The 13,049-nt window shown below is 38.3% G+C and carries 16 protein-coding genes; 9 read left to right on the forward strand and 7 right to left on the reverse strand.

Features of this window, described 5'->3' with window-relative positions:
• Position 1 precedes the first annotated feature (1 nt).
• The gene (locus TZ94_RS01325; protein ID WP_045613462.1) at positions 2–745 is read left to right on the forward strand and encodes a 16S rRNA (uracil(1498)-N(3))-methyltransferase; all 744 of its coding nucleotides are present in this window, start codon (positions 2–4) and stop codon (positions 743–745) included.
• A 189-nt stretch (positions 746–934) separates the two neighbouring features.
• A complete protein-coding gene (locus TZ94_RS01330) occupies positions 935–1,603 on the forward strand; it encodes an MIP/aquaporin family protein (RefSeq protein ID WP_006150854.1) in 669 nt (222 codons plus the stop codon).
• Positions 1,604–1,692: 89 nt separating this feature from the next.
• On the opposite strand, the gene trxA is transcribed toward TZ94_RS01330, so the two are convergent.
• From trxA to TZ94_RS01345, 3 genes are all read right to left on the reverse strand, one after another.
• Entirely contained in the window at positions 1,693–2,007 is a 315-nt protein-coding gene (gene trxA, locus TZ94_RS01335) for a thioredoxin (protein WP_001029581.1), read from the reverse strand.
• A 13-nt stretch (positions 2,008–2,020) separates the two neighbouring features.
• The gene (locus TZ94_RS01340) at positions 2,021–2,242 is read right to left on the reverse strand and encodes a DUF4649 family protein (protein ID WP_006150880.1); all 222 of its coding nucleotides are present in this window, start codon (positions 2,240–2,242) and stop codon (positions 2,021–2,023) included.
• 94 nt (positions 2,243–2,336) lie between these two features.
• On the reverse strand, positions 2,337–2,717 hold the full coding sequence (locus TZ94_RS01345) for a MarR family winged helix-turn-helix transcriptional regulator (RefSeq protein ID WP_045613464.1): 381 nt from the start codon (positions 2,715–2,717) through the stop codon (positions 2,337–2,339).
• A gap of 181 nt (positions 2,718–2,898) precedes the next feature.
• Here TZ94_RS01345 and TZ94_RS01350 point away from each other — a divergent pair, with 181 nt between their 5' ends.
• Entirely contained in the window at positions 2,899–3,273 is a 375-nt protein-coding gene (locus TZ94_RS01350) for a CidA/LrgA family protein (RefSeq protein WP_000781321.1), read from the forward strand.
• Positions 3,270–3,965, forward strand: coding sequence for an LrgB family protein (locus TZ94_RS01355; RefSeq protein ID WP_045613467.1), 696 nt, complete (start codon positions 3,270–3,272; stop codon positions 3,963–3,965). The genes TZ94_RS01350 and TZ94_RS01355 overlap by 4 nt, the downstream gene beginning before the upstream one ends.
• A gap of 69 nt (positions 3,966–4,034) precedes the next feature.
• Here TZ94_RS01355 and TZ94_RS01360 read toward each other — a convergent pair whose 3' ends face one another.
• The 3 genes from TZ94_RS01360 to TZ94_RS01370 are packed head-to-tail and all read right to left on the reverse strand — an operon-like array spanning position 4,035 to position 5,846.
• Positions 4,035–4,766, reverse strand: a complete 732-nt coding sequence (locus TZ94_RS01360; RefSeq protein ID WP_045613468.1) for a hypothetical protein — start codon at positions 4,764–4,766, stop codon at positions 4,035–4,037.
• 15 nt (positions 4,767–4,781) lie between these two features.
• Positions 4,782–5,477, reverse strand: a complete 696-nt coding sequence (locus tag TZ94_RS01365) for an ABC transporter ATP-binding protein (protein WP_006154572.1) — start codon at positions 5,475–5,477, stop codon at positions 4,782–4,784.
• A gap of 3 nt (positions 5,478–5,480) precedes the next feature.
• Positions 5,481–5,846 (reverse strand): GntR family transcriptional regulator, encoded by a 366-nt coding sequence (locus TZ94_RS01370; RefSeq protein WP_006149409.1) that lies wholly within the window; start codon positions 5,844–5,846, stop codon positions 5,481–5,483.
• A gap of 141 nt (positions 5,847–5,987) precedes the next feature.
• On the opposite strand from TZ94_RS01370, the gene nrdR reads away from it, so the two are divergent.
• Genes nrdR through der form a run of 5 tightly spaced genes read left to right on the forward strand, consistent with a single transcriptional unit; the run spans position 5,988 to position 10,562 of the window.
• Positions 5,988–6,461: a transcriptional regulator NrdR gene (gene nrdR / locus TZ94_RS01375; protein ID WP_004250782.1), complete on the forward strand. Its 474-nt coding sequence runs from the start codon at positions 5,988–5,990 to the stop codon at positions 6,459–6,461.
• The gene (locus TZ94_RS01380; RefSeq protein WP_045613472.1) at positions 6,462–7,631 is read left to right on the forward strand and encodes a DNA helicase; all 1,170 of its coding nucleotides are present in this window, start codon (positions 6,462–6,464) and stop codon (positions 7,629–7,631) included.
• Complete coding sequence (gene dnaI, locus TZ94_RS01385; RefSeq protein WP_045613474.1) at positions 7,632–8,528, forward strand: primosomal protein DnaI; 897 nt, start codon at positions 7,632–7,634, stop codon at positions 8,526–8,528.
• On the forward strand, positions 8,525–9,238 hold the full coding sequence (locus TZ94_RS01390; protein ID WP_045613476.1) for a nitroreductase family protein: 714 nt from the start codon (positions 8,525–8,527) through the stop codon (positions 9,236–9,238). Before dnaI ends, TZ94_RS01390 begins: the two co-directional genes overlap by 4 nt.
• Before the next feature lie 13 nt (positions 9,239–9,251).
• Entirely contained in the window at positions 9,252–10,562 is a 1,311-nt protein-coding gene (der, locus tag TZ94_RS01395) for a ribosome biogenesis GTPase Der (protein ID WP_045613478.1), read from the forward strand.
• A gap of 226 nt (positions 10,563–10,788) precedes the next feature.
• On the opposite strand, the gene TZ94_RS01400 is transcribed toward der, so the two are convergent.
• Entirely contained in the window at positions 10,789–12,873 is a 2,085-nt protein-coding gene (locus TZ94_RS01400; protein WP_045613480.1) for an RNA-directed DNA polymerase, read from the reverse strand.
• Positions 12,874–13,049 lie beyond the last annotated feature (176 nt).

Here is a 13,049-nt window from a genome sequence, read left to right on the forward strand (position 1 = left end):
TATGCAGCAATATTTTGTTAAAGGCAGTGCAATCTCTCCTGTCACCATCGAGGATAAGGAAACCAGCAAGCACATGTTTCAGGTCATGCGCTTAAAAGAAGATGATGAGGTGACTTTAGTTTTTGATGATGGGATTAAGCGCTTGGCGCGCGTGGTAAATGTGGAAGCACGTCGACTGGAGCTGGTTGAGGAATTGGCTGACAATGTGGAACTGCCTATTCATGTGACCATTGCCTCTGGTTTTCCAAAAGGAGACAAGCTGGAGTTCATCACCCAGAAAGTAACTGAACTTGGCGCTAGCCAGATTTGGGCCTTCCCTGCTGACTGGTCTGTTGCCAAGTGGGATGGAAAGAAATTGGGTAAAAAGGTTGAAAAACTAGAAAAAATCGCCCTTGGAGCAGCCGAGCAAAGCAAGCGGAATTTGATCCCAAACATCACCCTTTTTGAAAAAAAAGCAGATTTTCTATCTCAGCTGGACCAGTTTGACTCTATCGTGGTAGCCTATGAAGAGTCAGCCAAAGAAGGTGAATCAGCAGCGCTTATCCAAGCAGTCACTGAGCTTGAAAAAGGGGCTAAACTGCTCTTTATCTTTGGTCCAGAAGGTGGTCTTTCACCCGCAGAAATTGAAAGTTTTGAAGCCAAAGGAGCAGTCCTTGCAGGACTTGGGCCTCGCATCCTACGAGCAGAAACAGCGCCGCTCTATGCTTTATCTGCTATCAGTGTTTTGCTTGAATTGGAAAAATAAGAAAAGCAAAAGGGTGCTTATTAATGTTAATAAAAGCCTTATCTAAAGCCATCTTCGGATGGCTTATTTATGTAAACAACCCCCCTAAAAGCTTGATTTTGTTTCCTGGTATATTTTCTAAGCACATTTCTTGAAACCCTTTCCTTCTTCTGATAGACTAATACATAGTTTGAAAAAAGGAGACTTAACATGAAAAAATTTGTTGCTGAATTAATCGGTACTTTTATGCTTGTGTTCATCGGAACAGGAGCGGTTGTTTTTGGAAATGGTGTTGAAGGACTTGGACACCTTGGAATTGCTCTTGCCTTTGGTTTGGCAATCGTAGTCGCAGCCTTCTCAATTGGAACTGTTTCAGGTGCTCACTTGAATCCTGCTGTTTCTATCGCTATGTTTGTGAACAAACGTTTGTCATCTTCAGAACTTGTAAACTACATCCTTGGTCAAGTAGTTGGTGCTTTCCTTGCATCTGGAGCTGTATTCTTCCTCTTGGCAAATTCAGGTATGTCAACTGCAAGTCTTGGTGAAAATGCCTTGGCAAATGGTGTAACTGTCTTTGGTGGTTTCTTGTTTGAAACAATTGCAACTTTCTTGTTTGTTTTGGTGATCATGACTGTAACTTCAGCAAGTAAAGGTAATGGGGCAATTGCTGGTTTGGTGATTGGTTTGTCATTGACTGCTTTGATCCTTGTTGGATTGAATATTACTGGTCTTTCAGTAAACCCAGCTCGTAGCTTGGCTCCTGCTGTATTGGTAGGTGGCGCAGCCCTTCAACAAGTTTGGATTTTCATCCTTGCACCAATCGTTGGTGGAGTTCTTGCAGCTCTTGTTGCTAAAAACTTCCTTGGAACTGAAGAATAATTGAAACGCAAAAAGCCTACTCTTCACATTGGAGAGTAGTTTTTTTGTATATTAAAATCCCCCACGATAAGAGGTGAGGGATTTTATAATTAACTCAATTCAGCAACGATTGCTTTGATTTGTTCTGCAGTGTGGACACCTGCAACTTGTTTGACGACTTGTCCATCTTTCTTGAAGAGTAGAGTAGGGATAGACATGATTCCAAATGCACGAGCTGTGTTTGGATTTTCATCAACGTCCATTTTAACGATTTTCAAAACATCTTCTGAAAGTTCTTCAGACAATTTGTCCAAGATTGGACCTTGCATACGACATGGACCACACCAAGTTGCCCAGAAGTCTACCAAGACCAATCCGTCTTTAGTTTCTTGTTCAAATGTTGCATCTGTAATTGCTTTTGCCATAGTATTTCTCCTTTTAGTTATATTGGCTTAAATCTTGTTTCATGAGATAGAAGAAAACATCCCCATAAGTCCCATGGTAGTCCAGAACATGACCATTGTAAGTTAGTTTTTGGACAGGGTAATAGTCTGCGACACCAATCAGGCAGGCATGTTGAGAACGTTCAAATTCTTCATATGACTCGAAGGTCATTGTTCTCTCTTGCTTGCTGGCATCTAGATAAGTGATTTCAATCATAGGATTCTCCTTTGCTAAATCATGTCTTCATTTTACTCCTTGGAAAAAGGAATGTCAAGAAAATTGATTGCGCACGCAAGTTTTTTGAAAAACTTTAAGATAACCAACTTGCTTTTGTTTCAAGACTTTCTTCGACTGCTTTTTGTAGATAAGCAAGAGTGGTCTGGCCCTCCTTAGTGAGGCAGATAAAACTAGCTCGCTTGTCCTGATCGCAGCATCTCCGACTAAGTAAACCACAGTTTTTTTCTTCTAGGCGTGCCACCATCCGTGATACAGCGCTAGGGCTCAGATGAAGTTTGTCAGGCAAGTCAATCTGTCTCAAAGATTTTTCTTGAGCCTGATTTAAAAAGTGCAAGAGATAGAATTCTTTGAGCGTTAGACTTTGGTCGCTCTGATCAGCGATCGTTTGCTCTAAAATAGCTTCTAGCTCTACTTGTCGGCGGTTGAAGTCAAACCATTTTTCTAAGTAAGTCATATCAATCTCCTTTCCTCTATAATAGTTGTAAATGGATTTTTACATCTAAGATGCTTGCGCACGCAATTAGTATACAACTTTTTAGATGAGATAGCAAGAAGGAGGTTTCTTGTGTATTTCCTTGAAATTTTCTGAAAAAGGAGTAAACTGGTATGCAGAAAGTCTATTTGTGGAGTAAACGATGAAGTTATATGTTCAGTTAATGATTCTCTTTGTGATTTCGCTGATTGGTGAAGGAATCTCTAGCTTTTTCCATTTGCCTATCCCTGGAAGCATTATCGGTTTGATTATTTTATTTTTAGCCTTGCAGTTCAAGTGGTTGCGGATACGTCATGTCAACATGGTTGGGAATTTTCTCCTAGCTAATATGACTATTCTATTTTTGCCTCCTGCAGTTGGGATTATGGAGAAATTTGATGTGATTGCTCCCTATTTATTGCCCATTGTCTTGATTGTCTTTTTTGCAGCAGTCATCAATATTATCTTGATTGCGCTGGTCGTTCAGTTTATCAAAAAGCGTTATGAAGGTGATTACGAAGAAAGAGGTGCCAAATGAGCGAATTTGTATCCAATCCACTTTTTGGGATAGCCTTGTCAATCCTAGCTTATCTAGGAGGGATGATTATCTTTAGACGCTACCCTCATCCTCTGACAACTCCTTTGCTACTAGCGACCTTATTTATCATTGCATTTCTGAAATTGACGGGTATTTCTTACGCTGCCTATTATCAAGGTGGGGTCTACCTCAATAACTTGATTGTTCCCTCAACAGTAGCTTTAGGAATTCCTCTTTATAAGAGTTTTCACCTCATGAAACACCATGTTAGAAGTATTCTACTCAGTAGTTTCCTTGCTGTTGTTGTAAATACAGGTTTTACAGCTTTAGTTGCAAAATTTTTCGGTATGGATTTCTTCTTGGCGATTTCACTTTTTCCAAAGTCTGTAACGACGGCCATGGCAGTTGGAATTACGGATAAGCTACAAGGGATAGCGACGATCACTTTGGTAGTTGTGGTAGCAACTGGCATTTTGACTAGCGTTATTGGACCAACACTTTTAAAATGGCTAAAAATAGACGACCCAGTAGCTGTTGGTCTTGCTCTTGGAGGAACTGGTCACGCAGTTGGGACTGGGACAGCTTTTCGCTATGGAGCTGTTGCGGGGGCTATGGGTGGCCTGGCTATCGGTGTCACCGGTATTCTCTATGTATTTGTCAGTCCCATCGTAGCAGGTTTGATATTGAGTTAAAAAATAAGAATTTTATATTTCTTTGTGTAAAAAGAAGCCCCTAGCTTTATTTGCTAGGGGCTTCATTCATTATTGTAAGTTTACCTTGTTCTTTAAGATATAGTAGGTTCCGAGATAGAAGCCGACGCTAAGGATTAAGTCTTTGAAAATTTCAAAGGATAATACCCAATTGTAGTCGAAATCGATGCGAAGATTTAGGGTGATAAAACCAAGGACTATTTGGATAGCGATGTAGGCGACAACCGCAAGAGCTGTACGGTATTCATTAAAGAGTTGACCGATAGAGATAGAAAAGTAGATACAAAGGATACTTGCAAGAGTGTTAACGATATAGGAAATCAAGGCTAACCAGAAATCATCTGTATAATTTTTTAGCATATACTCGGCAAAGTTGGATATGAAGGCGTCTGGTTGAATCATAGCAATGATAATGTAAAGACTCAAAAGAAAGACTACTGTACTTGATAAAGACCAGACAAAAGCTCCAAGGAGTTTAGAGGAGAGAATCTGGTGCTCAGATACTGGCAGGGTGAGGGTTAGATAGCCACGACGATCATAAACGCTTCCTTTAAATCGTTGAATAATCAAAATCAAGGTTGAGATGCCCAAAGTAATAACCAGACCCCCAAAAACCAGAGATAGAAAGACTAACATGACAACGCCCTTGTCTTGATAATAGGTGCTTGAGAGGGTGCTGCCCTGAATTCCTATTATGACAGATAGGGAGAGTACAGCAGCATAGAGGGCTAAAAACCATTTGTTGACATTTTTAAATTCATAACGAACTAAATTCCAAAACATAAGAATCTCCTTTAACTAGGCTTTGAATTCGTGACGGAAGAGCTGGTCGATAGACTCTCCTGATTCGTAGCGAATATCATCCACATTTCCTTGACGGACGACTTTTCCATCCTTGAGGAAGACAATCTCATCCAAGATTGGTTCGATGTCTGAAATCAAGTGAGTTGAAATCAAGACAGTCGAAGTTGGAGAGTAGTTGTTGATGATGGTGTTCAAGATATAGTCACGAGCTGCAGGATCGACACCACCGATTGGTTCATCAAGGACGTATAGACGAGCATCACGACTCATGACAAGGATCAACTGAACTTTTTCTTTATTCCCTTTTGAGAGTTTCTTGAAACGGCTATTCTCATCGATACCAAGGTCACGAAGAAGACCTTGAGCACGTTCGAGATTGAAATCTTTATAGAAGGTCTTGAAAAAGGTAAGAGCTTCTTTGACTTTCATCTGTTCGTTGAGATAGGTCGTATCAGGTAGATAAGAAACGATAGCCTTAGTTGCTGGGCTTGGTTCCATGCCATTGATGAGGATACGCCCTTGCTCTGGTTGGAGTAAACCGTTGATTAATTTAATCAAGGTTGTCTTTCCAGAACCGTTTGGGCCAAGGAGACCCACAATCTTTCCTGCCGGGATTTCAAGGGAAACATTTTGAAGAGCAGGGCTTGCTCCATAGAATTTTGAAACATTTTCAAACGTTAACAAGGTCATAGTCTAAACTCCTTCAATATAATCTCTCAAAACAGTTGGTAGTTCTTCTTTTTCATAGCCAAATTCTACCATGCCTGTCACAAATTGCTGCAACTGTTCTTCTGATAGTTGCTTCCGGGATTGGAGGATTAAGTCCAAGTCCTCGGTGACAAAACGCCCTGCAGTCCGCTTGGTGTAAACGAAGCCTTCTCTTTCTAGATCTGATAGGGCACGTTGGATGGTATTAGGATTGACGCCAGCCTCGCTAGCCAGTTCTCTGACAGTTGGCAGTTGTTGGTTGGGTTCTAGTTTATGGGAAACGATTTGCAGTTTGATTTTATCCATTATCTGCAAATAAATGGGTTTGTTGTTATCAAATGTCCAGGACATCACAGTCTCCTTTCTACATTTCTTTTTGTACCACTTAAATAATACAACTAAACAAAAAACTTGTCAAGCTAAAAGGAGAATTATTTTGGGAATTGTTCAAAAAATGGTATAATGAAAAGAAAACGACAAGGAGGGGAAGGCATGCGTTGTCCAAAATGTGGCGCTACTAAATCAAGTGTTATCGATAGCCGTCAGGCTGAAGAAGGAAATACGATTAGAAGAAGACGTGAGTGTGAAGAATGTCAGCATCGTTTTACGACCTATGAACGTGTAGAAGAAAGAACGCTGGTTGTAGTCAAAAAGGATGGCACACGGGAGCAGTTCTCCAGAGACAAAATCTTTAACGGGATTATTCGTTCGGCTCAAAAACGTCCGGTGTCTAGTGATGAGATTGGCATGGTGGTCAATCGTATCGAACAAAAACTCCTCAGTCGCAATGATAATGAAATTCAAAGTGAAGATATTGGTTCGCTTGTAATGGAAGAGCTAGCAGAACTTGACGAAATCACATATGTTCGTTTCGCTAGTGTCTATCGTAGTTTTAAAGACGTGAGTGAGCTCGAGAATCTTCTCAAACAAATTACGCAATCTTCAAAGAAGAAAAAGGAAAAATAAATGAAGCCTAATGATCGTTTTTCTTTTCTAAAGAATAATCGGGTGTCGCAAGATCCCACAACTTTGGTGCAGTGCTACCTCCCGATTATCGGTCAGGATGCTCTGAGTCTTTATCTTTACACCCTAGCCTTTTGGGATAATGGGCAAAAAGAACACCTTTTTGCAGCTATTCTCAATCATCTCAATTTTGGGATGGATAGGCTTTTAAAGGCTTTTAAAATCTTATCAGCCTTCAATTTGGTTACCCTCTATCAAAAGGGTGACGTTTATGAGCTTGCTATTCATCCAACGCTTTCTAGTTCGGATTTCTTGCGTCATACGGTTTATCGTACCTTATTGGAGAAAAAAATCGGTGAGCCAGCAGTTTCTGATTTGCGCCAAGAACAGGCAGATGGAGAGCCTTTGGCCGTTTCTTTGAGTCAGGCCTTTCCAGAGATAGAAGATATGGCTAACACTGAGGAAACACTCGGAAAAGCTAATTTTTCAAATGATTTTGATTTGGAGCATTTCCGTCAACTTATGGCTAGAGACGACCTACGTTTCCAAGATGAACAGTCAGATGTCTTAGAGCTGTTTAAAATTGCTGACGAGAAAAAATGGACCTGGTTTGAGACCTATCAATTGGCCAAGGCGACAGCTGTTTCTCAAGTTATCTCTGTTAAGCGTATGCGTGAAAAATCAGCGCAAAAATCTGTTTCGTCGGATTTCAGTCCCCAAGAAGCGACTATTATCAGGGAAGCTAAAAGCAAAACTGCCCTACAGTTTTTAGCGGGAATCAAACAAACACGAAATGCAGGAATTATCCAAGCTGAACGCGATTTGTTAAAACAGATGGCAGACTTGGGATTGCTTGATGAGGTTATCAACATTGTTATCCTCTTGACCTTCAATAAGGTTGATTCTGCCAACCTCAATGAAAAATATGCCATGAAAGTGGCTAATGATTACTCTTATAACAAAGTCAGATCTGCTGAAGAAGCTGTACTTCGAATCAGAGAGAAGAATCAAAAGGGACAGGAGCAAAAAGTAGCTAAGACTAATCAAGCCAAAACCAATGTCCCAAAATGGAGTAATCCAGAATATAAAAATGAAACCAGTGAAGAAACTCGCTTGGAATTAGAACGCAAGAAAAAAGAAATGTTAGACCGATTAGGAAAAGGAGGAGACTAGATGGAAAGTGTAGGAGATGTGCTTAAAGATCATCCCAGCCGTTTTCAATACCAAGACCTGGTTCAGCAGATTGTAAAAGATCCTGATGTTGCGGCTTTTATCCAGAAGGAATCTCTTAGTCAAGAGGAATTGAATCGTAGTATCTCTAAGTTTAATCAATACATCACCGAACGTGATAAGTTTCTTCGCGGAGATACCGACTATATTGCTCGAGGTTATAAGCCGATTTTAGTCATGAATCATGGTTACGCAGATGTATCCTATGAGGAAACTCCGGAACTGATTGCAGCTGAGAAGGAAGCGGCTATCAAGAATCGTCTCAGACTGATCAATCTTCCAGCTAGTCTTAAAAAAGCTAGTTTGGCTCAAGTTGATTTGGATGACTTGGGACGCATGCCAGTTTTTGAAAAGCTCTTTACTTTTGTTGAGCAATATCCAGAAGTCCGTAAAGGTCTCTATCTCTATGGAGACTTTGGAGTTGGGAAGAGCTTTATGGTGGCTGCCCTAGCCCATGATTTGTCTGAAAAACGTGGTGTTTCATCTACCCTTCTTCATTATCCAAGCTTTGTCATTGATGTCAAAAATGCTATCGGTGATGGAAATGTCAAGAGTTTGGTGGATGAAATCAAGCAGGCTGAAGTCTTGATTTTTGATGATATTGGTGCGGAGCAATCAACGCCTTGGGTGCGTGATGAAGTCTTGCAAGTCATTCTCCAATATCGTATGCAGGAAGATTTGCCAACCTTCTTTACCTCGAATTTCAATTTTGAAGATTTGGAAAAACATTTTGCCAAAGGCAAGAATGGAAATGATGAAACCTGGGAAGCTAGACGTGTGATGGAGCGTATCCGTTATTTAGCAGCGGAAACACGACTAGAAGGAGAAAACCGCCGATGAGTGAAACAATCACATTAATGAAATCTCATACTTCGGTTCGCAGATTTAAAGAAGAAGCAATCCCTCAAGAAGATTTAAATACTATTTTGTCTGCAGGACAAATGGCTTCTTCTTGGAAAAATTTCCAATCTTATTCTGTGATTGTAGTCAGAAGTCAAGGAAAGAAAGATGCCTTGTATGAGTTAGTTCCTCAGGAAGCGATTCGTCAGTCTGCTGCCTTTCTCCTCTTTGTGGGTGATTTAAATCGTGCAGAGAAAGGAGCTCGCCTCCATACAGATACTTTCCAACCTCAAGGAGTTGAAGGGCTCCTCATCACTTCAGTAGATGCTGCATTAGCTGGGCAAAACACCTTGCTTGCGGCAGAAAGCCTTGGCTATGGTGGAGTGATTATCGGTTTAGTGCGTTACAAATCTGTTGAATTAGCAGAATTGTTCAAGCTACCTGACTACACCTATCCAGTTTTTGGGATTGCACTAGGTGTACCAAATCAACAACACGATGTAAAACCAAGATTGCCTCTCGATAATGTTGTTTTTGAGGAAGAATACCAAGAACAAACAACTGAGGCTATTGAAGCCTATGACCGTGTGCAGACTGAATACGCAGGAGCGCGTGCGACCACCACTTGGAGTCAGCGTCTTGCGGAGCAATTCGGTCAGCCTGAACCAAGCTCAACTAGAGAAAATCTTGAACAAAAGAACTTATTGTAGAAAGTGAGAAAACATGGCCTTACCAACTGTTGCCATCGTAGGACGTCCCAATGTTGGGAAATCAACCCTGTTTAACCGTATTGCAGGGGAACGCATTTCAATCGTAGAAGATATCGAAGGAGTGACACGAGACCGTATCTATGCGACTGGTGAATGGCTCAATCGTTCTTTTAGTATGATTGATACTGGAGGGATTGACGATGTCGATGCTCCGTTTATGGAACAAATCAAGCACCAGGCAGAAATTGCCATGGAAGAGGCAGACGTCATCGTCTTTGTGGTTTCTGGTAAAGAAGGAATCACAGATGCAGACGAATACGTAGCTCGTAAACTCTATAAAACCCATAAACCGGTCATCCTTGCAGTCAACAAGGTGGACAATCCTGAGATGCGAAATGATATCTATGATTTTTATGCACTAGGTTTGGGTGAACCGCTGCCAATTTCATCTGTTCACGGGATTGGTACAGGGGATGTGTTGGATGCTATCGTCGAAAATCTCCCACACGAAGTCGAAGATGAAAATCCAGATGTCATCAAATTCAGTTTGATTGGTCGTCCAAATGTCGGAAAATCTAGCTTGATCAATGCCATTTTGGGAGAAGACCGCGTGATTGCCAGTCCCGTAGCTGGTACAACTCGTGATGCTATTGATACGCATTTTACAGATGCTGATGGACAAGAGTTCACCATGATTGATACAGCTGGTATGCGTAAGTCTGGTAAAGTCTATGAAAATACAGAGAAATACTCAGTTATGCGTGCCATGCGTGCTATTGACCGTTCGGATGTAGTCTTGATGGTGCTCAATGCCGAAGAAGGCATCCGTGAGTACGACAAGCGTATCGCAGGATTTGCCCACGAAGCTGGTAAAGGGATGATCATCGTGGTCAATAAGTGGGATACGCTTGAAAAAGATAATCACACCATGAAAAACTGGGAAGAGGATATCCGTGAGCAGTTCCAATACTTGCCTTACGCACCGATTATCTTTGTGTCAGCTTTGACCAAGCAGCGTCTTCATAAATTACCAGAGATGATTAAGCAAATCAGCGAGAGCCAAAATACCCGTATCCCATCAGCTGTCTTGAATGATGTGATTATGGATGCTATTGCCATCAACCCGACACCGACAGACAAAGGGAAACGCCTCAAAATCTTCTATGCGACTCAAGTTGCAACCAAACCACCGACCTTTGTTATCTTTGTAAACGAAGAAGAACTGATGCACTTCTCTTACTTGCGTTTCTTGGAAAATCAAATCCGCAAGGCCTTTGTCTTTGAAGGAACACCAATCCATCTGATTGCAAGAAAACGGAAATAAACCTTGCTTATTTTCCAATAAGAATAAGTTAAAGAACCTGAGAACTATTTTGTCTCAGGTTTTTTTGTTTATTTTGATTTTCAGAATAGGTTTGAAATGAAAAAGAATAGTTTTTGTTCGTTTAGGTACCAAAAGGTTACCAAAGACATAATCTTCCACAAATAAATAATTTCAATATGCTAGCGTTAGGTAAAGTTTTAACATTGTTTTTCATCTTGGAATCATGTTAGTAATCATTAAAAGAATAACTTTTTCTGTCAGTAGCTTTCTTTTTAATTTGTAATTTTTTAAAATCGTGTTCTTGTAAATTCCAGTTAAAGTAAGATTGATTCATCAATTCTTTAAAAATTAAATAATTGGTACAATTTCTTCCTAGTTTATTTAATTCTTCATTTTTCAAATCCTCTAAGACGTTTGTTGCAAATCGTCTTCCTATTTTTAAGTTTTGAAATTCTGGATAATAAAGAAAATCATTTAAAATATAAAAATACTTAGCATCTTCTAATAAACTATCCGTATGTGTTTGGTAATTTTTTACAAAATTCATTATCGATTTAAATAAATAATTTAAGACGACCTTATATCTACTTTCATATCCAATTATATAATAACCAATAGCGCAAAGTGTATAGTAATCTTCTGGATTTTCGTCTAGTAGTTGACATAAAAACTGCGAGCTCAACTTCTTATCAAAAAATTTCAAATATACAATTAGATCAGAAATATTATTGATTCTATTTGAGTTACTCTTCAATATCCGATAGATATTTTCAAATATCCTATTTTCAATATCTAATAAATAATTTTCACTATTTGTTATAAAGTTTTCATTATCATTGTTATTATTGATTGTTGTTCTTAATTTAGATATTGAAGCTCTGAATTCCATTAAAGTATAAATGTATGACTTTGTTGTATCAGAATCAGGATGAATTGAATAAATATTATTTATTTGATCTAAAGCAGTATTTATTCTACGAAGGTATTTGAAAAAGTTTTTACGATATGCTGTTTCTTGATTAATAAAAATTGGTTCATAAATTTCTAAAGAGATAGCATTTAAAAAGTATAGAACGACCCGCCTTTTAGAACTGGGTGTATTGCTAATTATATTCCTTGTTGTATCATATAGATGATTCCAAGTAGGTTCCTTAAGAATTATCTTGCCTATTGAAATTTTATACTCATTAGAGTGTCTATTAAGAAGTTGTTTATACTTTTCAATAGCATGAGGATTCTGTGACAATTTCAGAAGCTTTAGTTCTCTCCTGTTATTGAAACTATTAAGAAGTTGCTTTAATTGTATGATAGATGTATCAGCTAATGAGAAAGGCTGCTCCTTAATTTGATGTTTTTCAAGATTGAGTTTTAAATTGAAATTAGATAGTTCCCTAGAAATTTCATGCTCAATAATTTCTAGTATTTCGTGAGTTGAGGAAAAGATGTAATAATCATCAATGAAGCGATAAATTTTATAATTTTTATTGAAGTATATATTTTGCTTATTTAAGTTCTTCTCAATATTAAAATCACAGTGTGTTAGAATAATATCAGCAATTATTCTATTTATTTCTGGTCCGATTATAATACCATTAGTTTCGTTATCATTGCTTTTTTGTTGAATTATGTCAGATTGAGCAGCAAAAGTATTTTTCAATGAACGATGAGAATACTCCTTACCTAGATGTTTATCTCCAACAATTGCCCATGTGATTGAGTGTGTATATACACTTCCAAAAAAGTTTTGGATATCAAGTTTAGAAAAAAATCTATATCGTAAACTATCTCTATTAAAACTAGGAGAATTCAGAATGTTAGATAATTTATGATGTTTATTATAGGTGAAATATTTTTTAAAGAAAGGGTCCAATTCTTCATTTGTAATAGAATTATTTCCTTCGATACCAAAATCTTGTTCTATTTTTAACAGTTCTTTTTCTAAAGCTTTACTTTCTGAATATGTTATAGTGTTTGCTTTTTGAACTTTACGAACATTAAATTTAGACTTTTGAAGAAAGTTAATTAATAGATATTCGTATTTCATATTATAAAGTAAAAACTTTAACTGTGAAGCAGGATGCATCAACGAAATTGTCCTATAAGCACCATTATTTTTAGGTATTTCGTAGCGAAGAGGTATGGTATATTTCTCATTGAATTTTTTGTTAAATTTTTTATTATCAGTTGGAACTAGATTAATCAAATTTTCTAAATTATCTTTTATTGGTGAATTTGAGAAAAATGTTGGCACCTCCGAAGGGAGAACTTCTGTTGTTAAAAACCATTCTTGTTTAAGATATTGTTTATCCATAACTAAATTATCCTTGATTTTTTGTCTCTTATATTGTACCATATAAAGCGTAGGCTTGAGAATACTAAATATTTTAATTCTTGTTAAAACAAGTTTAAGTTCTCATACACACAAAAAGATTATTTCAAGTGTTACTTAAAAAGCACATAGATTTGCTAGTTATTCTGTGCTGATTA

Origin of the sequence: Streptococcus infantis (genome assembly GCF_000960085.1) — a bacterium.
Classification (GTDB): Bacteria; Bacillota; Bacilli; order Lactobacillales; family Streptococcaceae; genus Streptococcus; species Streptococcus infantis_C.